This is a genomic window from Streptomyces sp. V2I9, assembly GCF_030817475.1.
Taxonomy (GTDB): domain Bacteria; phylum Actinomycetota; class Actinomycetes; order Streptomycetales; family Streptomycetaceae; genus Streptomyces.
On record NZ_JAUSZJ010000002.1, the window covers coordinates 2,050,374 to 2,069,496 of the forward strand.

General features: G+C 74.1%; 16 protein-coding genes and 1 pseudogene. 4 read left to right on the plus strand and 13 right to left on the minus strand.

Annotation, left to right across the window (positions count from 1 at the left end; genetic code table 11):
- Positions 1-393 precede the first annotated feature (393 nt).
- Positions 394-1,269 carry a peptidoglycan-binding protein gene (locus tag QFZ71_RS09020; protein WP_307667740.1) on the plus strand — a complete coding sequence of 292 codons (876 nt, stop codon included), beginning with the start codon at positions 394-396 and terminating at the stop codon, positions 1,267-1,269.
- 151 nt (positions 1,270-1,420) lie between these two features.
- Positions 1,421-2,008 (plus strand): GNAT family N-acetyltransferase, encoded by a 588-nt coding sequence (locus QFZ71_RS09025; protein WP_307667741.1) that lies wholly within the window; start codon positions 1,421-1,423, stop codon positions 2,006-2,008.
- Positions 2,009-2,057: 49 nt separating this feature from the next.
- Here the strand turns inward: QFZ71_RS09025 and QFZ71_RS09030 are convergent, their stop codons facing one another.
- The 4 genes from QFZ71_RS09030 to QFZ71_RS09045 form a co-directional block, all read right to left on the minus strand.
- Complete coding sequence (locus tag QFZ71_RS09030) at positions 2,058-2,525, minus strand: DUF1772 domain-containing protein (RefSeq protein ID WP_307667742.1); 468 nt, start codon at positions 2,523-2,525, stop codon at positions 2,058-2,060.
- A 171-nt stretch (positions 2,526-2,696) separates the two neighbouring features.
- The gene (locus QFZ71_RS09035) at positions 2,697-4,379 is read right to left on the minus strand and encodes a von Willebrand factor type A domain-containing protein (protein WP_373465092.1); all 1,683 of its coding nucleotides are present in this window, start codon (positions 4,377-4,379) and stop codon (positions 2,697-2,699) included.
- A gap of 169 nt (positions 4,380-4,548) precedes the next feature.
- Complete coding sequence (locus QFZ71_RS09040) at positions 4,549-5,451, minus strand: ABC transporter permease (protein ID WP_307667743.1); 903 nt, start codon at positions 5,449-5,451, stop codon at positions 4,549-4,551.
- Positions 5,448-8,099: an alpha/beta fold hydrolase gene (locus tag QFZ71_RS09045; RefSeq protein ID WP_307667744.1), complete on the minus strand. Its 2,652-nt coding sequence runs from the start codon at positions 8,097-8,099 to the stop codon at positions 5,448-5,450. The genes QFZ71_RS09040 and QFZ71_RS09045 overlap by 4 nt, the downstream gene beginning before the upstream one ends.
- A gap of 148 nt (positions 8,100-8,247) precedes the next feature.
- Here QFZ71_RS09045 and QFZ71_RS09050 point away from each other — a divergent pair, with 148 nt between their 5' ends.
- Positions 8,248-8,670: a GNAT family N-acetyltransferase gene (locus tag QFZ71_RS09050; RefSeq protein ID WP_307667745.1), complete on the plus strand. Its 423-nt coding sequence runs from the start codon at positions 8,248-8,250 to the stop codon at positions 8,668-8,670.
- A gap of 112 nt (positions 8,671-8,782) precedes the next feature.
- Here the strand turns inward: QFZ71_RS09050 and QFZ71_RS09055 are convergent, their stop codons facing one another.
- A complete protein-coding gene (locus QFZ71_RS09055) occupies positions 8,783-9,229 on the minus strand; it encodes a hypothetical protein (protein WP_307671637.1) in 447 nt (148 codons plus the stop codon).
- Between QFZ71_RS09055 and QFZ71_RS09060 the strand changes: the two are divergent.
- Positions 9,141-9,347 (plus strand): annotated as a pseudogene (locus tag QFZ71_RS09060) (hypothetical protein); the annotation flags it as partial. The gene QFZ71_RS09055 and the pseudogene QFZ71_RS09060 overlap by 89 nt on opposite strands.
- Positions 9,348-9,443: 96 nt before the next feature.
- On the opposite strand, the gene QFZ71_RS09065 reads toward QFZ71_RS09060, so the two are convergent.
- The 8 genes from QFZ71_RS09065 to iolC form a co-directional block, all read right to left on the minus strand.
- Positions 9,444-10,208: a response regulator transcription factor gene (locus tag QFZ71_RS09065; protein WP_307667746.1), complete on the minus strand. Its 765-nt coding sequence runs from the start codon at positions 10,206-10,208 to the stop codon at positions 9,444-9,446.
- 7 nt (positions 10,209-10,215) lie between these two features.
- A complete protein-coding gene (locus tag QFZ71_RS09070) occupies positions 10,216-11,649 on the minus strand; it encodes a sensor histidine kinase (RefSeq protein WP_307671382.1) in 1,434 nt (477 codons plus the stop codon).
- Positions 11,650-11,782: 133 nt separating this feature from the next.
- Positions 11,783-12,403: a DUF4291 domain-containing protein gene (locus QFZ71_RS09075; protein WP_307667747.1), complete on the minus strand. Its 621-nt coding sequence runs from the start codon at positions 12,401-12,403 to the stop codon at positions 11,783-11,785.
- A gap of 122 nt (positions 12,404-12,525) precedes the next feature.
- Positions 12,526-14,028: a CoA-acylating methylmalonate-semialdehyde dehydrogenase gene (mmsA, locus tag QFZ71_RS09080; RefSeq protein ID WP_307667748.1), complete on the minus strand. Its 1,503-nt coding sequence runs from the start codon at positions 14,026-14,028 to the stop codon at positions 12,526-12,528.
- 34 nt (positions 14,029-14,062) lie between these two features.
- Entirely contained in the window at positions 14,063-16,018 is a 1,956-nt protein-coding gene (gene iolD / locus QFZ71_RS09085; RefSeq protein WP_307667749.1) for a 3D-(3,5/4)-trihydroxycyclohexane-1,2-dione acylhydrolase (decyclizing), read from the minus strand.
- Positions 16,015-16,992 carry a 5-deoxy-glucuronate isomerase gene (gene iolB, locus QFZ71_RS09090; protein WP_307667750.1) on the minus strand — a complete coding sequence of 326 codons (978 nt, stop codon included), beginning with the start codon at positions 16,990-16,992 and terminating at the stop codon, positions 16,015-16,017. The genes iolD and iolB overlap by 4 nt, the downstream gene beginning before the upstream one ends.
- Before the next feature lie 10 nt (positions 16,993-17,002).
- Positions 17,003-17,911: a deoxyribose-phosphate aldolase gene (locus QFZ71_RS09095; RefSeq protein ID WP_307667751.1), complete on the minus strand. Its 909-nt coding sequence runs from the start codon at positions 17,909-17,911 to the stop codon at positions 17,003-17,005.
- Entirely contained in the window at positions 17,908-18,981 is a 1,074-nt protein-coding gene (iolC, locus tag QFZ71_RS09100) for a 5-dehydro-2-deoxygluconokinase (protein ID WP_307667752.1), read from the minus strand. Before iolC ends, QFZ71_RS09095 begins: the two co-directional genes overlap by 4 nt.
- Between the last annotated feature and the right edge of the window lie 142 nt (positions 18,982-19,123).

Genomic DNA, 19,123 nt, shown 5'->3' on the forward strand with positions numbered 1-19,123 from the left:
GGTTCCGTCCCGACCCCGGCCCCGTATCTGACGCGCTCCGGGTCAGGTACGGGGCCGGGGCGCGTCAGGAAGCGGGGAGGGGGCGTGCGAGGAGTGCGGTAGGCGGCCGGGCGGCGGCGCCCGCCCGGCCCTGGCCGGGCATTCCGGTTCATTGCGGTGACGAAACCTCGGGCAGCAGTTCGGGTTCCCCCGGTCGGGAGTTCGGAAAGGGCGAAACCTTCCGCCCGACGGGACGTTCGGCAGGGCGTGGGAGCGGGCAAATCGATCAGGTGGGACCGAAGGCGGATTCCCCCCACCCCGGAAGCCGCGACCGCCGTCCACCCGCCGGTCCCGCCCGCCCGCACACCGAAGCACCCGCGTGAACTACGCACCACCAGGGAAAGGAGCGCCGCGATGGCGACGCCGCTGTCCGCCGACAAGCTGCTCAAAGCCCTCCGCGCCGAAGGACTCCATGTCGTCGAGCACCGGAGCTGGCGCACCAACAACCGCAACCACAAAGGACCGTGGGGACCGGTGAACGGGGTGATGATCCATCACACGGTCACCTCGGGCACCTCGTCCTCCGTAGAGCTCTGCTACAACGGTCACTCCGCCCTTCCCGGTCCGCTCTGCCACGGTGTCATCGCCAAGGACGGAACCGTCCACCTCGTGGGGAACGGGCGGGCCAACCACGCCGGGATGGGCGACGACGATGTCCTGCGCGCCGTCGTCGCCGAGAAGGCCCTGCCTCCGGACAACGAGGCCAACACCGACGGGAACCGGCACTTCTACGGCTTCGAGTGCGTCAATCTCGGTGACGGGAAGGACCCGTGGCCGGCCGCCCAGCTGCTGGCGATCGAGCGGGCCTCGGCCGCCGTCTGCCGGGCGCACGGCTGGTCGGAACGGTCGGTGATCGGCCATCTGGAGTGGCAGCCGGGCAAGGTCGATCCGCGCGGATTCACCATGAACTCGATGCGCGGCCGGGTCGCCAAGCGGCTGGGCGGTGCGCCGGACGGCCCCTCCGACCCGCCGCCGAGACCGAGGTACGAGCCGTTCCCGGGGGCCTCGTTCTTCAAGGTCGGCCGCACCAGCCCGATCGTCACGGCGATGGGCAAGCGATTGGTGGCGGAGGGCTGCGGCCGGTACACGGTCGGTCCGGGACCCGCCTGGTCCGAGGCCGACCGGAAGTCGTACGCCGCCTGGCAGCGCAAGCTGGGCTACACGGGCGGCGACGCGGACGGCGTTCCCGGAAAGAGCAGCTGGGACCGGCTCAAGGTGCCCAACGTGTGACAGGACCCGAAGCCGCCCGCCGGCACCCCCCGGGGCCTGCCGTCACCATCGTCGCCGCCCGGCGGGCCGCGGTCCGACGGCAGGCCCTAGGGTGGCCCGCGACGTCGGCGCCCGGCCGACGCGGACCGGGCGAGGGCGGTGGGGCGGCACCATGGCGGCCTGGACGGGAAGCAAGGTCAGAACGGTGGGACCCGGAGAGCTGGCCGGGTACACCGAGGGCGTCCGCGACGTCTACGCGCGGGCTTTCGCGGGTCCGCCGTGGCACGAGGACCCGGCGGAGGCCGACCTCTACGCGGAGCGGCTGGCGCGGGACGCGCTCCGGCCCGGATTCACGGCGGCGGTGTCGGTGTCCGCCGGGACGGTCACCGGTTTCGCCACGGCCTGGACCACCCCGGAGGTCTTCCCGGCCGACCGCAGCTACGGGCAGGTCTCCGCAGCTCTCGGCCCCGCACGGACGCGGGCGTGGCTGTGCGGCGCACGCGAGGTGAACGAGCTCGCGGTCGCACCCGAGGAGCACGGGGCGGGGCTCGGCGCCGCACTGCTGGACGCGGTGACCGGGCGCGTCCCGGACGGCCGCTGCTGGCTGCTGACCTCCCTGCGGGCCGAGGCGACGTTGCGGCTGTACGAGCGGACCGGCTGGGTGCGGGTGGCCGCGCCCGTGCCCGGAAGGGCGGCACTCGCGGTGCTGCTGGGCCCCCGCCATCCGGGGCGGGCGGACGCCGTGACGTACGGCGGATAGCCCCGCAGCCGTACGGAGGACGGGTGCAGGACGCCGCGGGGCGGGCCCTCTACAGGGCGACGGCCAACAGGACGCACGCCACCAGCGAGAACGCGGTACGCACCTGGTGCAGCGTGTTCCAGCGGGATTCGAAGGCCGCGCGGGCCGCGCTGTCGTCGCCGCCCTCGGAGGCGGCGAGGGCGTTGTTGAGCGGGATGTTCCCGGCCACGGTGGTGAGGTGTCCGGCGACCACGCAGATCAGCGCCGCCAGGACGGCGGGCCCGGTCACCTCGTCGTGCTCGCCGAGACCGGTGAAGAACGCCGCGGCCGGCAGCACGACGACGCCGAGGAACAGGACCAGGAAGACCGGTCCGGGGACCTTCTCGTTGAAGCGGCGCATGGCGGCGGTGAACTGCTCGTCCGTCAGCTCGGCGAGTCCGGGCATGATCGCGATCAGGAAGGTCAGCATGATGCCCGCGTAGAGGCCGTTGACGATCGTGGCGAACACCAGGAAGAGAGAGGTCATGGCGGACATCATGACCTGGAACTGCCGTACACAGGACCTGATTTCGATCGAACGTGCGCACCGGCCCGCACCGGTCCCCCGGTGCGGGCCGGGCCCGGTGCGGGCCGGGCCCGGTGCGGGCCGGGCCCGGTGCGGGCCGGGCCCGGTGCGGGCCGGGTGGCCGGTGCGGGCGGGCGTCCGGGCTCAGCCGACCTCGCCCTCGTCCGGTTCGGGCCCGTCGCCCGCTCCCCGGCCTCCTTCCAGGCGGTCCGCCTGGCCGATGGCCGTGGCCAGCTTCCGCACGGAGCTGTCCTCGGTGGCCTCCGCCAGGGCGGCCGCCCGCGAGGCGAGTTCACCGAGGCCGGGGGCACCGGGCAGGTCGCCGCCCCGGAGGTGGTCGGCGAAGTAGGCCGCCACGGCGGCCACTTGCAGCCGCTCGCCCGCACCGCCCCACAGGGAGTCCTCCAGCGCCCCGGTGCGTACGGTCCCCGTCTCCTCGTGCGCCTTGCGGGTCTCGGGGTCGAGCCAGCGCACCGTCGCCTCGGCCACCGTGCCGGACGCGCCCTCGCGCAGCCGTACGGCGTACAGAGCGGTCACCGTGTGGCCGGGGCCGACCTCGCCGCCGTCCACGCCGTCGTCGCGGAAGTCCTCGTCGGCGACCTTGCGGTTCTCGTAGCCGATCAGCCGGAACTGCTTCACGGTCTTCCGGTCGAACGCCACCCGGGCCTTGGCGTCGCGGGCCCGGATCTCCAGGTGGGCGGGGAGCTGGTCGACGAAGACCTTGCGGGCCTGCTCCTCGTCCCCGACGTAGGTGGTGTTGCCGTCGCCCTTGTTGGTGAGCCGCTCCATGAACGCGTCGCCGTAGTCGCTGCCGACGCCGACGCCGAAGAGGGTGATGCCGTACTCGCGGCGGGCCGAACCGATCTTCTCCAGGATGCTGTCGGCCTCGGTGTCGCCGGTGTTGGCGAGGGCGTCGGAGAGCAGCACGACCCGGTTGGTCGCGCCCTTGCGGTGGCCCTCGACCGACTCCTCGTAGCCGCGGGTGATCCCCGCCCCGACATTGGTGGACCGGGCCGGGCTCATCTCCTCCACCACGTCCTTGATCCGGTTCCGGTTGCCCTTGAGCCGGGTCATCGGCAGCCGGGTCTCGGCCTCGTCGCTGAAGGTGACCAGGGCGATGGAGTCGTCGTCGCGCAGTTCGTCCGTGAGGATGGCCAGGGACCTGCGGACGAGGTCGAGGCGGCCGGTCTCGGCCATGGAGCCCGAGATGTCCACGACGAACGTGAGGGCGGCGGGCGGCCGTTCGGCGGTCGTCGGCGCCGCCTCGGTGGCCAGACCCACACGGAGCAGCGACCAGTCGGAGGCTCCGCTTCCGCCTCCCCCGCCCGTGCCTCCGTCCCCCCCGGAGCCGATCCGCGCCCCGTCCACGTTCACCGCGAAGCCGGGGCCCGTGGGCCGTTCGTACCCCTGGCGGAAGCTGTTGACGAACTCCTCGGGCCGGATGTCCCCGGGCGCGGGCATCCTGCCGTCACCGAGGGTGCGGCGGGCGTAGCCGTAGCTGGCGGTGTCCACGTCCAGGGCGAAGGTGGAGAGGTAGTCGGGCGCCTCGGGCCCCGGCTCGGCGGTGTCATCGGCCCCTTCGCCCCCCGGCGCGGCCGACCGGCCCGTCCCGGGCGCCACCGCGTCCGGTGCGGGCTGTCCGCCCCCGGTCGGTCCCTGCCCCTGGCGTCTGCCCGAGCTGACGTCCCGCGTGCCGTCCGAGCCGCTGTCGCCGGCCCCGCACGCGGTCAGCGCCATGGTCCCCGCCAGCAGGAGCGCCACGGCCCCCGCCCGGCCCCCTGTCCGCCTGCCGTTCCGCTTCTCGCGTCGTCGGTCGGTCCGGTGCATGTGTAACCCCCCATGTCGTCACGATGTCCTCGACATCTGTGAATGTGACGTACGGGGCCGCCCGCCGGAGTCGACGAAAGCGTTGCGGAACCATCTCGATGCGGCAACAGCGGCCGGTCGGGGGTGGTCGGGAGCCGGTCGGCGGGCGGCAAACCTCGGAACATCAGGTTCAGGACACGATGTCCTTACGGCTGAACCCGCGGAACGCCAGCGCGAACAGGATCAGGGCGTACGTCACCGAGATCGCCGCTCCCTTGATCATGCCGCCCCACTCCAGGTGCGGCTGGAGCGCGTCGGCCCAGGCGAACTGCCAGTGCGCGGGCAGGAAGTCGCGCCAGGAGCCGAGCGCGGTCACGGCGTCGAGCACATTGCCGACGATGGTGAGGAAGACCGCCCCGCCGACCGCGCCGAGCGGTGCGTCCGTCCGGGTGGAGAGCCAGAACGCCAGCCCGGCGGTGACCAGTTGGGAGACGAAGATGAACGCCACGACGAGTCCCAGGCGCGGCACGGTGTCCGCCGCGGCCAGCTCTCCGCCGGTCGGCAGTTTCAGCGGGCCCCATCCGTAGGCCGCCGTGCCCGCCGCCAGCGCGACGACCGGCAGCAGCACCATCGCGGCCAGGCTGAATCCCAGCGCGACGACGAGCTTGGACCACAGCAGCCGCACGCGCGGAACGGGTGCGGCGAGGAGGTAGCGCAGCGAGGACCAGCTCGCCTCGGAGGCGACGGTGTCCCCGCAGAACAGGGCGACCGGGATCACCAGCAGGAACCCGGCCGAGACGAACAGCGAGGTGGCCGCGAAGTTCGCGGCGGACTCGGTCGCCACGTCCATGAGGTTGATCCGGCCGCTGCCCCGGCCGCCGTCCTCGCCGTCCGGTGTGCCGCCGACCGCGAAGGCGATGATCAGGATGAACGGGAGAGCCGCGAGCACCCCGCCCATGAGCAGGGTGCGCCGCCTGCGCAGTTGCCGCACGGCCTCGACGCGGAGCGGGAGCGTGCGCCCGGCGCGGTAGCCGGGGGCCTCGGGGTGCTCGGCCGCCGACCGGGCCTCGGGTGGCTGGACGGGGGCGCTCATGCTGCTCCTTGGGAGATCAGAGTGAGGAAGGCGTCCTCCAGGCGGCGGTGCGGACCGACGCCGGTGACCGGGACATCGAGCCGGACCAGGTCGGCCACCAGCCGTGCGGTGGTGGCCCCGTCCAGGCGGACGAGGAGCCCGCGCCCGTCGTCGGTGCGGACGGCGGAGCCGACGCCGGGCAGGGCGGCGACCTTCTCCGCCAGCGGCTCGGACACCTCCTCGGCGGTGGTCACCAGGATCATGTCGCCGGAGCCGGTGATCTCGGCGACCGGGCCGGCCTGGACGAGCCGCCCCCGGTCCATGACGACCAGGTGCGTACAGGACTGCTCGACCTCGGACAGGAGGTGGCTGGAGACGATCACGGTCCGGCCGCCGGCCGCGTACCGGATCATCACGTCCCGCATCTCGCGGATCTGCGGCGGGTCGAGCCCGTTGGTCGGCTCGTCGAGGATCAGCAGGTCCGGCAGGCCGAGCATGGCCTGGGCGATGGCGAGCCGCTGTCGCATGCCCTGGGAGTACGTCCGCACCGCACGGGCCAGCGCGTCGCCGAGCCCGGCGATCTCCAGGGCCTCGTCGAGGTGGGCGTCCTCGGCGGGGCGGCCGGTGGCCTGCCAGTACAGGTCGAGGTTGGCGCGTCCGGACAGGTGCGGCAGGAAGCCGGCGCCCTCCACGAACGCGCCGACCCGCGAGAGCACCGGGGCGCCGGGCCGGACGGCCTGCCCGAAGACGCGGATCTCGCCCGCGTCGGGGGTGATGAGCCCCATCAGCATCCGCAACGTGGTCGTCTTGCCCGCGCCGTTGGGGCCGAGGAGCCCGAGGACCTGGCCCCGCTCGACGCGGAAGGACAGCTCGCGCACCGCGTACCGGTCCACGGACTTGGCGTACTTCTTGGAGAGTCCGGTGATCAGGAGCGGTACGTCGGTGAGTTCGGGGTCCGGTGCGGGCGTCGCGGTGCGGCGGCGGGCGGTGAGCAGGAGTGCGGCCGCGATGACGAGGGAGCCGGCCGGCAGGCCCCAGGTCCACCAGGGCAGCGAGGCCGCCGCGGTCGTCACGCCGGGCGCGGTGGGCACGGTCAGCGGTCCGTCGGCGGTGACGGTGTACGTGGCGGGCTCGGCCGGGGAGGCGTAGCCGAGGTCGGTGGCGGAGAACACCAGCCGCATCCGGTGCCCGGCGTCGAACTCGTGGTCCACGGCGGGCAGCGCCAGTTCGATCGGCCTGCCCTGCCGGTCGGGGGTGATCCGGTAGGGGGCGACGAGCTGGTGGGGCAGCACCTGCTGCTTGCCGTCCGGCCCCACGTCGTACACCTTGCCGAAGAGCACCGCGTCCCGGTCGCCGTCCGCCGTGACGTTCACCGTCACGGTGGGCGTGCCGGTGACGCGGACGGAGGCGTCCAGCGGGGCGGATTCGAAACGGGCGGACTGGCCGGGGAAGTCGAGGGAGAGCCCGACGCCGAGGGAGGAGAGCCGGCCGAGGCCGCCGCCGACGCCGGGCACGGCGGAGATGGCGGGCGGCGAGGCCCCGGCCGGGTTGCGGAAGGTCCTGGTCCCGCCGCCGACGGCGATGTCCCGGCCGCCGCCGCGCAGCCCCGGATAGGTGTCGCCGGAGGCCCCGCGCAGGAGGGCGGCCCCGTCGGTGGAGTCGACGCCTCCGGTGCGGCTGACGCGGAAGGCGGGCCCGGTGCCGGTACCGGTGTCCTCCTTGAGATACCGGTCGAACCAGGCGTCGACCCGGCTCTCGATCCGCCCCGCCTCGTCGTCGCCGCCGTCGTGGCCGCCCGCGATCCAGTCGACGGAGACCGGTGCGCCGTTGGCGCTGATGGCCTTCTGCATGGCGTCGGCATGGCCGAGCGGGAAGAGGGAGTCGGACTGGCCCTGGAGGAGCAGCGAGGGCACCTCGATGCGGTCGGCGACGGCGGACGGGGAGCGCTCGGTGAGCAGCTTCACCGCCTCCGCGTCGGGCTTGCCGCTGACGGCGACCCGTTCGTACATCGCGCAGAGCCGCTTCTCGAACCGCTCGCAGCCGCCGCCCGTGGTGATGAAGATCCCGGCCCAGAGCTTCTTGAACACCCCGTCGGGGAAGAGGGCGTCGGCCAGGTTCCAGTAGGTGATGGCGGGTGCGATGGCGTCGACCCGGTCGTCGTGTCCGGCGGCGAGCAGGGAGACCGCCCCGCCGTAGGAGGCCCCGGTGAGACCGACGCGGGGGTCGCCCTTCCCGTCCAGTTCGACCTCGGGCCGGGTCGCCAGCCAGTCGATGAGCCGCGAGACGTCCTTGACCTCGTGGTCGGGGTCGTTGAGGGTGATCTTCCCGCCGGACCTGCCGAAGCCGCGCGCCGACCAGGTCAGCACCGCGTACCCGTCCGCCGCCAGCTTCTCCGCCTGCGCCCGTACGTCGTTCTTGCTGCCGCCGAACCCGTGCCCGATGAGCACGGCGGGCCGCTTACCGGAACCCTCGGCGTGGAAGTACGAGGTGTCGACGGGCACCCCGTCCATGCGCAGCGTCCGGTCCTCGCGCCGCACGGAAGGCGCGCCGTCGTCGGCGACGGCGGTCCAGGCGCCGCCGCCCACGAGCACGGCGAGCGCGGCGGCGACCGCGGCCCACCGGCCGGGCGTACGGGGCAGCCGCCGCCGTCGAACAGTAGGGGTCTCCATCCCTCGACCCTAAACGGAGGACGCAAGCCGCTGGGGGGCCGCCGGGGTGAGGCGGGTGGCCTCCCTGAGAGGTACGGCGCGCCCCCGCCGTACTGCGGACGCGGTACACCATGTCCCCTGAACCCTTACCGCTCCCACGGAGGCCCTGATGGACATCCGCCGCGCCACCACCGTCACGGAACTGCTGGCCGCCGGCCACCTCTTCGACGCCCTGCCCCGCGAGGAGTGGGCTGCCCGCTTCCTCGCCGCGGACGGCCACGTGCTGCTGATCGCGTACGTGGACGACGTCCCGGCGGGCTTCGTCTCGGGCATCGAGATGCTGCACCCGGACAAGGGCACGGAGATGTGCCTGTACGAACTCGCCGTCGACGATCCGTACCGCCGCCGGGGCATCGGCACGGCCCTGACCCGCGCGCTGGTGGAACTCGCCCGGGCGCGGGGGTGCTACGACGTGTGGGTCGGCGTGGAACCGGACAACGAGGCGGCGCTCACGACGTACCGGTCGGCGGGGGCGGGGGACGACGGGCGGTTCGCGATGCTGGTGTGGGAGTTCGGGGACGGCTCCCTCTAGGAGGGGGCTCCCGGCGTCAACCCCGACGTTCGTCGGGGGCCTCTCCTGCCGTTCGGCCCCGGCGGCGGGCCGTGGTGCCTCCGTACGTTCGCCGCATGACACAGCACACACATCAACGCCACTGGCCGGCCCGGCTGTTCGGATCGGCCGCACTCCTGGGGGCGGTTGCGGCCGGAATCGGACTGCTGTGGCCCGGCGGTCCGGGGCGGCCCGGTCCGGTCGAGGTCACGGACGGGGTGTCCGTCTCCGCGTACCGCTCGCTGACGGAGGCCGTCGACGACGCGCCGGGGTGGCTGGGCCACCTCCTGGAGCTGTGTTCGGAGGCCACGCTGATCGTCCTGGGCCTGCTCCTGGTCGGAGTCTGCTGGGGGGCGCTGCGCCGAAGGGACGCGGGCGCGGTGGCGGGGGGCGTGCTGACCGGCGTCGGGACGGTGGTGGCGTACGCGGTCAGTGAGGCGTTGAAGCTGGTCGTGGACGAAGAGCGGCCGTGCCGTGCGGTGGACGGGGCCGAGGCGATCGCCGCCTGCCCCGAGCCGGGCGACTGGTCGTTCCCGAGCAACCACGCCACCCTGGCCGCCGCTCTGGCGGTCGGGCCGGCCGTACGGTGGCCCCGGCTGGCCGCCGTCACGCTGCCGGTCGCGGTGGCGGCGGCGCTGCTGCGCGTCCTGGTGGGGGTCCACTACCCGCACGACGTGGTCGCGGGCGCCCTGCTCGGCGGGGCGGTCGTCGCGTCGGCGCTCCTGGCGCTGGGCCGTCCCGTCGCGCTGCTGGTCTCAGCCGTGCTCGGGCGGTGGTGGGGGCAGGAGGCCGGCCTCGTGGGCGACGACGGCGGCCGCCGCCCGGTTGTCGACGCCGAGGCGCGCCAGGACGGAACTGACGTACGCCTTGACCGTTCCTTCGACCAGGTGCAGCCGCCGGGCGATCTGCCCGTTGGACAGTCCGCCGCCCAGGTACGAGAGCACTTCGCGCTCCCTGGGCGTCAGCCCGGCGACCCGCTTCCGGGCGGCGTCCCGTCGGCCGGCCCGCTCCCCGGCCCCGGTGGAGGCGAGGTGCGCGACCACCCGCGCGGCGACCTTCGGTGACAGATAGGCGGCGCCTTCGGCCACGGCCCGCACCCCGGCGACGAGTTCCTCGGGCTCACCGGACTTGATCAGGAACCCGGCGGCCCCGGCACCGAGCGCCCGCAGGATGGAGTCGTCCTCGCCGAACGTGGTCAGCATGACGACGCCGGTCGCGGGCAGGGAACGCCTGATCTCGGCGGCGGCGTCGATGCCGTTGGTCCCCGGCATCCGCACGTCGAGGACGGCCACGTGCGGGCGGTGGGCCCGGACCAGCTCGACGGCCTCGTGCCCGTCGGCTGCCTCGGCGACGACCTCGATGCCGGGATCGGTGACGAGCACCGCCCGTACACCGGCGCGGATCATGGGCTCGTCGTCGGCGACGAGCACCCGGATGGGGTCCGGATGATCGGGTGCGTCGGCTCCGTCCGGCGCGGGTCCGGAGGGCGTCGGGGAGTGGTCCCGGCCGGCGGCGGTCATCGCGGGCTCACGGAGTCAGCGCGTCGCGGGAGACCAGCCTGCCGTCCCGGAAGCAGAGCCGGTACACGTCCCCGGACCGGTCGTCGAAGCGGTCGGCCGTCATCGCGTAGAACTCGCACGTCACTCCTCGTTCCTCCGGCCCGGCTCCCGCCGGCCGCTCCGCCGCCTGCCGGTCCGGCAGCACCGTGCGTACCTCCGACCGATCCTGCCCCACGCGCAGCCGGGCGTAGTCGCGCGGGTCGAGGACGGACCGGGAGGCGGCCACTGTCTCCCACGTCCCCACCACGGCGAGCAGGACCGCGCCCACGGCCGACGGCACCGCGAGCGCGGTGAGCAGGGTGCGCCGGACACCCTGCCGGGCCCGCCGGTACCCGGCGGGCGCACGTCCCGGCTCGTCACCGGCGGGGCCCGTCCGGGAGGACGGCCGGGGCGGCGGCTGGGCGGGGGCGTGGTGGGGCAGCCGGGCGGTGAGGGTGAAGCCGCCGTCCCGGCGGTCGTGGCCGAGGGTGCCGCCGACGAGCCGGACGCGCTCGTCCAGCCCGATGAGTCCGCGGCCCCCGCGTACGGGTGGCGGCCCGGAGGCGTACACGGGAGGCGCACCGGCGCGCATCCCCGTGCGCACCCCCGCACCGGCGGAGGCGGGAGCGGCTCCGTTGCGGACCGTCACCCGCGTCCCGGTCGCCGTGTGCGCGAGTTCGACGTTCACGGGAGAGCCGGGCGCGTGCTTGGCCGCGTTGGTCAGGCCCTCCTGGACGACCCGGTGTGCGGCGCGCCCGACGGCGGGCGGCAGCCCCACCGGCTCACCGTCCACGGTCAGTTCGACGGGGAGCCCGGAGGCGGCCGCGTCACCGACGAGCCGGGCGATGTCGCCGTCCCCCGGCCCCTGCGGCGGCCCCTCGCTCTCCTCGCGGAGGACGCCGATCACCTCTCCCAGGCGCTCGACCGCCGCCGCGGCCCTGCTCCGGATGTCCTGGGCGGTCTGCCGGTGCCGTTCGTCCAGACCGGGGGCCAGTTTCAGCGCGCCGGCCGACAGGGCGATCAGGCTCAGGTCGTGGCCGAGCACGTCGTGCATGTCCTGAGCGATCCGGGCCCGTTCCAGCAGCCTCGCCTGCTCGGCGACCAACTGCCGCTCCCGTTCCATCTGTTCGGCCCGCTCCCAGCCGGCCCGGACCAGCTCCCGGTACTGGCGGGAGAAGCGCCCCACGAACCAGGGCACCAGCACGGCGAGGACGACGACCGCGACGAACTGCGTGGCGAGCGTGAGAAGGGACGGTACGACGACGAGCGCCGCCGCCCCGGCGATGAGGGCCCCGGCCAGCCCCAGGACGACGGTCCGGGCGCGCCCCGGCCCCCGCCCGGCGGCGAACGCGGCGATCGCGGTCGGCAGGCCCCACCACCAGCCCACCAGGCTCAGCGCGCCGAACGCCGCCACGGCGGACACCAGGAGACCTCCGGGGTCGGCCCGGCGCGGCCCGGTGACCCGGCCGGTGGCCGCGGACGTCCTCCGGGGAAGGGAAAGCCTGTTCACGAGGGAGAGGCTACGAGGGGCCCGGAGGCGGCGGCACTGCCGAAAGTCACCTCTCCGGCGTGGAGGCGGCCGCCGCCACCGGACGGGGCGCGGGCAGGTCGAGTGGCGTCTCCACGGGCAGGAGGGCGGCGGCGCCGTCCCGGTCCCCCGCCCGGACCGCCGCGTGCACCTCGCGGGCCAGCGGCGTCACGTCGCGGATGGAGACCGTCCACGCGTCGGCGTACCGCCGGGCCGCCTCGCCGCTCAGGCCGAGCTGGAGGGAGCGGTGCGGGAGCGGGTTCAGATCGAGGTCGCGTTCGGGGTCCCACTGGACGCGGGCGGGCGCGGCCCGCAGGCTGCGCTTCCAGGCCGCCTGGTCGGCGTGTACGCCGCGTACGTAGTGGGAGAGTTCGGCGTGCGCGAGGGCCCAGGCGAGCCCGGCGCGGTCGATCTCGACCGCGAGGACGACCTCCTGGCCCTCCTTGGTCCCCCAGCCGCAGCGGTACATCATCCACAGGAAGCTGGGCTTGATCCAGGTCATCCGGTCCCGCTTCCACTCCTCGGGAAACCGCCCGTCGCGCGCGGCGGGCAGCCCGATGGCGGGCCGGTACGCCTGGTACACGGTGACGGTGGCTTCGGTGTGCCGGGCGCGGATCTCGTAACGGGGCGGCTGGTCCGGGTCGCTCATGGGTCACAGGATGCGGGAGACGTCCGCGGTCGGGCACCTGGTTTTCGCCGGTGGGCGGAGCTGCCGGACCCCCGCCCGCGGCATGCGCGGACGGGGGCCGGACCTGCTTGCCGCGAAAGGGCTCAGTGGTTGCGCGGGAAGCCCAGGTCGACGCCGGCCGGGGCGTCGGCCGGGTCGGGCCAGCGGGTGGTGACGACCTTGCCGCGGGTGTAGAAGTGCACGCCGTCGTTGCCGTAGATGTGGTGGTCGCCGAAGAGCGAGTCCTTCCAGCCGCCGAAGGAGTGGTAGCCCACCGGGACGGGGATCGGGACGTTGATACCGACCATGCCCGCCTCGACCTCCAGCTGGAAGCGGCGGGCCGCGCCGCCGTCGCGGGTGAAGATCGCGGTGCCGTTGCCGAACGGCGACGCGTTCATGAGGGCGACGCCGTCCTCGTAGGTGTCCACGCGGAGCACGCACAGCACCGGGCCGAAGATCTCGTCCTTGTACGCGTCGGAGTCGGTGGAGACCTTGTCCAGGAGGGACAGGCCGATCCAGTGCCCGTCCTCGAAGCCCTCGACGGTGTACCCGGTGCCGTCGAGGACGACCTCCGCGCCCTGGGCGGCGGCGCCCGTGACGTAGGAGGCGACCTTGTCGCGGTGGGCGGCGGTGATCAGCGGGCCCATCTCGGAGGCGGGGTCGTTGCCGGGACCGATCGTGATCTTCTCGGCGCGCTCGCGGATCTTCGCGACGAGTTCGTCACCGATCGCGCCGACCGCGACAACGGCGGAGATCGCCATGCAGCGCTCGCCGGCGGAGCCGTACGCCGCCGAGACCGCCGCGTCGGCGGCCGCGTCCAGGTCGGCGTCCGGGAGGACCAGCATGTGGTTCTTCGCGCCGCCGAGCGCCTGGACGCGCTTGCCGTTGGCGGAGGCCGTGGCGTGGATGTACCGGGCGATGGGGGTGGAGCCGACGAAGGAGACGGCGGCCACGTCGGGGTGGGCGAGGAGGGCGTCCACCGCGACCTTGTCCCCGTGAACGACGTTGAGCACGCCGTCCGGAAGGCCCGCCTCCGTCGCCAGCTCGGCCAGCAGGTTGGCGGCCGAGGGGTCCTTCTCGCTGGGCTTGAGCACGAACGTGTTGCCGCACGCGACGGCCAGCGGGAACATCCACATCGGCACCATGGCCGGGAAGTTGAACGGGGTGATGCCCGCGACGACGCCCAGCGACTGGCGGATCGAGGAGACGTCCACCCGGCTGGAGACCTGGGTGGACAGCTCGCCCTTGAGCTGGGTGGTGATCCCGCAGGCCAGCTCGACGATCTCCAGACCGCGGGCGACCTCGCCGAGCGCGTCCGAGTGCACCTTGCCGTGCTCGGCGGTGATCAGCGCGGCGATGTCGTCGCGGCGGGCGTCCAGCAGCGCCCGGTAGCGGAAGAGGACGGCGGTGCGCTGGGCGAGGGAGGACGTGCCCCAGGTCGCGTACGCGTCCTTCGCCGCCGCCACGGCCGCGTCGACCTCCTCCACGGAGGCGAGTGCGACGCGCGTGGTGACCGCGCCGGTGGCCGGGTCCGTGACGGGACCGTACTGGCCCGACGTGCCCTCCGCCGTCTTCCCGCCGATCCAGTGGTTGACGGTCTTCGTCATGACGTGCTCCTTCAGGCTTCGGTCGGGCGGAGGTTCAGAGATGGCGGCGTCGGGCGGCGACCTGCCGGTCGTACTCCTGACGGGCGCGGACCGCCGCCGGCCGGCTCGCGGTCTCGGCTACCGGAACATCCCACCACGCCTGTGCCGGAGGGGGGCCCGACACTGTGTCGGGCGTTTCGGTCTCGACGTAGACACAAGTGGGGCCCTCGGCGTCGCGCGCCTCGGAGAGCGTCTTGCGCAGCTCGTCGACCGTCGTCGCGCGCAGGACGCGCATCCCGAGGGAGGCCGCGTTGGCGGCGAGGTCCACGGGGAGCGGCGGGCCGGTGAAGCCGCCGTCCGCGTCGCGGTGGCGGTAGGCGGTGCCGAACCGTTCGGAGCCGACCGCCTCGGAGAGCCCGCCGATGGAGGCGTACCCGTGGTTCTGGAGGATCACCAGTTTCAGCGGCAGCCCCTCCTGGACGGCGGTGACGATCTCGGTGGGGTTCATCAGGTACGTGCCGTCGCCGACGAGCGCCCAGACGGGGCGGTGCGGTGCGTCGGCCAGCAGGACGCCGATCGCCGCCGGGATCTCGTAGCCCATGCAGGAGTAGCCGTACTCCACGTGGTACTGGTCGCGGGAGCGGGTCCGCCAGAGCTTGTGCAGGTCGCCGGGGAGGGAACCGGCGGCGTTGACCAGGATGTCGTCCTCGGTGACCAGGCCGTCCAGGATGCCGAGGACCTGCGTCTGGGTGGGGCGCGCGGTGGGGGCGGGGGTGGCGAAGGACGCCTCGACCCGTTCCTCCCACGCCTCCTTCGCCCCGGTGTACTCCGTCTCGTACGCCGGATCGACCCGGTATCCGCGTCCGGCGAGCGCAGCCGTCAGCGCCTCCAGGCCCGCGCGGGCGTCGGCCACCAGGGGGAGGGCGGCCAGCTTGTGGGCGTCGAACGCGGCGATGTTGAGGTGGAGGAAGCGGACGGCCGGGTGGGCGAAGAGGGTGCCGGAGGCGGTGGTGAAGTCGGAGAAGCGGGTGCCGACGCCGATCACCAGGTCGGCGGTGCGGGCCAGTTCGTCGGCGGTGGCGGTGCCGGTGTGGCCGATGCCGCCGACGTCGGCCGGGTGGTCGTGGCGGAGCGCCCCCTTGCCGGCCTGGGTGGAGGCGACGGGGATGCGGGTCGCGGCGGTGAACGCGGCGAGCGTCTCCTCGGCGGCGCTGTGCCGGACCCCGCCGCCCGCGACGATCAGAGGGCGGCGGGCGGAGCGGACCGCCCGGACGGCCGCTTCCAGTTCGGCGGTGTCGGGGGCGGGCCTGCGGACGTGCCAGTCGCGCTCGGCGAAGAACTCCGCCGGCCAGTCGTACGCCTCCGCCTGGACGTCCTGGGGCAGGGCGAGCGTGACGGCCCCGGTCTCGACGGGGTCGGCGAGGACGCGCATGGCCTGCAACGCGGCCGGGATCAGCGCCTCGGGCCGGGTGATCCGGTCGAAGTAGCGCGAGACGGGGCGCAGGCAGTCGTTGACCGACACGTCGCCCGCGTACGGCACTTCGAGCTGTTGCAGTACGGGGTCGGCGGGCCGGGCCGCGAAGGTGTCGCCGGGCAGGAGGAGGACGGGCAGCCGGTTGATGGTGGCGAGGGCTGCCCCGGTGACGAGGTTGGTCGCCCCCGGCCCGATGGACGTGGTCACCGCGTGCGCGGAGAGCCGCCCGGACTGGCGGGCGTACCCCACGGCCGCGTGCACCATGGCCTGTTCGCTGCGGCCCTGGAGGAACGGCATGCGGTGGCCGGAGCCGGGGCCAGCCCCGCGCGAAGGCCCCGCCTCCACGAGCGCCTGGCCGATGCCCGCGACGTTGCCGTGGCCGAAGATGCCCCACGTGGCGCTGATGAGCCGCTGCCTGTGGCCGTCGCGCTCGGTGTACTGCCGGGCCAGGAAGGCGACCAGCGCCTGGGCGGTGGTCAGCCGTCGGGTCGGGCCGTGCGGGTCGGCGGGACGGTGCGCGGGACGCTGCGGACTCAAGGCGTTACCTCCGGGCCGGGCGACGGATGCGCCGTGTAGAGCGGGAGTCTGGCGTCGATCGGCTCGTCCGGCCAGGTGTCGCGGATCCAGCCGTGGTCGGGATGGTCGCGGATCAGCCACGCGCGCTCCTCCCCCGGTCCCGCCATCACGTTCAGGTAGTACAGCGTCCGGCCGGGCGGGGCGATGGACGGCCCGTGCCAGCCGTCGGGGATGAGGACGGCGTCCCCGTCGCGCACTTCGGCGAGCACGTCCGTACCGCCGTCGCGCGACGGGGAGACCCGGTGGTAGCCGACCCCGCCGCCCTGCACCTCGAAGTAGTAGATCTCCTCCAGTTCGCACTCCTCGCCCGGCACGTGCTCGTCGTGTTTGTGGGGTGGGTAGGAGGACCAGTTGCCGCCGGGGGTGAGGACCTCGACGGCGATCAGCCGGTCGCAGTCGAAGGTGTCGGCGGCGGCGAAGTTGTTCACCTGGCGCGAGCAGGTCCCGGAGCCGCGCAGCTCGACGGGTACCTCCGGCGCGGGGCCGTAGCGAGCGGGGAGTCGTCGCTCGCACTTCGCTCCTGCCAGGGCGAAGCGGCCTCCTGCGCCGGAGGCGATCTGTGCCCGGGCGTCGCGCGGTACGTAGGCGAAGTCCGTGACCCCGCTGAACACGCTCTCCCTGCCCAGCAGTTCAAAGGTCTCACCTGCTGTACGCACCGTACAGCCACCGGCCAACGGCAGGACGATCCATTCACTACTGCCGGTGACGAGTGGGTGAACACCGCCCGGCGCCAGCTCCAGCACGCGCAGGGCCGAGCGCTCCCAGCCGGCCCGTCCGGGATCGATGTCGAGGGCGTACGCCCCGCGTGCGGCACTGCCGGACGGCAGGTGGTGGCGGCCGGCGGGAGGGGCGCCTCCGGTCCCGTGCCCGGTCCCGTGCCCGTGGCCGTGCCGGTTCCGGTGGCCGTGCTGCTGGTCCTCGTGGTGCGTGTCCATGTCGCCTTCCCTACCCGTCCTTCGCGGGCCGCAGCAGCGACACGGCGGTGTCCACCGCGTGCGCCACGTCGCCGTCGGCCGGGTAGAGCAAGGACCGCCCCACCACGAGTCCCCGGACGGTGGGCAGCCGCAGGGCCTCGCGCCACTTCGCGTACGCGGCGTCCTGGTCGTCGCCGACCTCACCGCCGAGCAGGACGGCGGGCAGCGTGGACGCCTCCATCACCCGGCCCATCGCCTCGGGTTCGTCGGTGACCGGGACCTTCAGCCAGGTGTACGCGGACGTCCCGCCGAGGCCCGACGCGATGGCGATGGAGGTCGCCACGGAGGCGGGGCCCAGGTCGTTGCGGAGGCGGCCCCCGACGCGGCGGCAGAGGAACGGTTCGACGAAGACGGGCAGCCGGTGCGCGGCCATCGCGTCGATGGTCCGGGCGGCGGTGTGCAGGGTGTCCAGCGATCCGGGGTCGTCGTGGTCGATGCGGAGCAGCAGCTTCCCCGCGTCGAACCCGTGGCGGACCAGGTCGTCGGGGCGGTGGCCGGTGAACCGGTCGTCGAGCTCGAACGCCGCGCCGGCCAGTCCGCCCCGGTTCATCGAGCCCATGACGACCTTGTCCTCCAGGGCTCCGAGGAGGAGCAGGTCGTCCAGGACGTCGGCGGAGGCGAGCACGCCGTCGACCCCGGGGCGGGAGAGGGCGAGGCGGAGCCGTTCCAGCAGTTCGAAGCGGTTGGCCATGGCGAGGGACCGGGCCCCCACGGCGAGCGCCCCGCGCGCGGGATGGTCGGCCGCGATGATCAACAGCCGGTCGCCGGGACGCCGGATCAGCCGCCGCCGCTTCCTTCGCGCGGCGGCCTCCGCCACGGCTTCGGGTCGCTCGGCACGCAGCCGGACGAGCGCGGAGAGGGAGGGCGCGATCGGCGTCATGAGCCCCCTCCGGGGCGGTGCCGGCCGGCGGAGGCCGCCGAGCCGGCCGGGGGCGCGGCGGGATCGGCGCTCGGGTCGGCGGGGTCCGGGGCGACGGCTCCGGCTGCGAGCGCCTTCTCCACCTCGTCCGGGAACGGCATCGCGGAGGAGCAGGCGAGCCGGGAGGCGACGATGGCGCCGGCCGCGTTCGCGTACCGCACGAGGCGGTCGAGGGACCATCCGGCGAGCAGCCCGTGGCAGAGGGCGCCGCCGAACGCGTCTCCCGCGCCGAGGCCGTTGACCACCTCCACCGGCAGCGGCGGCACATCGGCGGTGGTCCCGTCGCGGTGCACGGCGAGCACGCCCTTCGGCCCCTGCTTGACGACGGCGAGCTCCACCCCGGCGGCCAGCAGGGCGCGGGCCGCCGCGTACGGTTCGCGTTCGCCCGTGGCGACGGCGCACTCGTCGATGTTGCCGACCGCGACCGTGGCGTGGGCCAGGGCCTCGCGGTACCGTGCGGGCGCCTCGCCGCTGTCGTCGCCGCCGTCCCAGAACATCGGCCGCCAGTCGAGGTCGAAGACCGTCGCCGTACGCCCCGCGCCCGCCGGGCCCTCGCCGCGCGCGGCGAGGGCGGCGAGGGTGGCGGTGCGGCTCGGTTCGGCGGAGAGCCCGGTGCCCGTCATCCAGAAGATCCTGGCGTCGCGTACCGCGTCCAGGTCGAGGTCCGGGGCGTGGATCTCCAGGTCGGGGGCCTTGGGCCGCCGGTAGAAGTACAGCGGGAAGTCGTCCGGCGGGAAGATCTCGCAGAAGGTGACCGGGGTCGGGTACTCCGCCACGGCCGTCGCCCACCGGGGGTCCACGCCGAACCGTTCCAGCTCCTGGTGGAGGTACGCGCCGAAGGCGTCCTGTCCGGTCCGCGTGATGACGGCCGTGCGCCGTCCCAGCCGGGAGGACGCGACCGCGACATTCGCCGGGGACCCGCCGAGGAACTTGCCGAACGTCTCGACCCGCGCGAGCGGCACCCCGACCTCCAGCGGGTAGAGGTCCACCCCGATCCGCCCCATGGTGATCACGTCGTACGGCTCAGGCATGCGCCATCCCTTCGACCCGTCGGCGGCCGGCTGGTCCCAGGTCTAGCCCCCTCGCGGGAACCCTGTCAACATTTTGTCCGGACATACGGACGTGTCCCGCGCACGTGCCCTTGACACCCTTCCGCGCGGGCCGTGAGGCTGG

Excerpts from the sequence above, each read along its gene's own strand:
- QFZ71_RS09020 (WP_307667740.1), top strand. The coding sequence starts at position 394 with ATGGCGACGCCGCTGTCCGCCGACAAGCTGCTCAAAGCCCTCCGCGCC.
- QFZ71_RS09025 (WP_307667741.1), top strand. The coding sequence starts at position 1,421 with ATGGCGGCCTGGACGGGAAGCAAGGTCAGAACGGTGGGACCCGGAGAG.
- QFZ71_RS09030 (WP_307667742.1), bottom strand. The coding sequence starts at position 2,525 with ATGATGTCCGCCATGACCTCTCTCTTCCTGGTGTTCGCCACGATCGTC.
- QFZ71_RS09035 (WP_373465092.1), bottom strand. The coding sequence starts at position 4,379 with ATGCACCGGACCGACCGACGACGCGAGAAGCGGAACGGCAGGCGGACA.
- QFZ71_RS09040 (WP_307667743.1), bottom strand. The coding sequence starts at position 5,451 with ATGAGCGCCCCCGTCCAGCCACCCGAGGCCCGGTCGGCGGCCGAGCAC.
- QFZ71_RS09045 (WP_307667744.1), bottom strand. The coding sequence starts at position 8,099 with ATGGAGACCCCTACTGTTCGACGGCGGCGGCTGCCCCGTACGCCCGGC.
- QFZ71_RS09050 (WP_307667745.1), top strand. The coding sequence starts at position 8,248 with ATGGACATCCGCCGCGCCACCACCGTCACGGAACTGCTGGCCGCCGGC.
- QFZ71_RS09065 (WP_307667746.1), bottom strand. The coding sequence starts at position 10,208 with ATGACCGCCGCCGGCCGGGACCACTCCCCGACGCCCTCCGGACCCGCG.
- QFZ71_RS09075 (WP_307667747.1), bottom strand. The coding sequence starts at position 12,403 with ATGAGCGACCCGGACCAGCCGCCCCGTTACGAGATCCGCGCCCGGCAC.
- mmsA (WP_307667748.1), bottom strand. The coding sequence starts at position 14,028 with ATGACGAAGACCGTCAACCACTGGATCGGCGGGAAGACGGCGGAGGGC.
- iolB (WP_307667750.1), bottom strand. The coding sequence starts at position 16,992 with ATGGACACGCACCACGAGGACCAGCAGCACGGCCACCGGAACCGGCAC.
- QFZ71_RS09095 (WP_307667751.1), bottom strand. The coding sequence starts at position 17,911 with ATGACGCCGATCGCGCCCTCCCTCTCCGCGCTCGTCCGGCTGCGTGCC.
- iolC (WP_307667752.1), bottom strand. The coding sequence starts at position 18,981 with ATGCCTGAGCCGTACGACGTGATCACCATGGGGCGGATCGGGGTGGAC.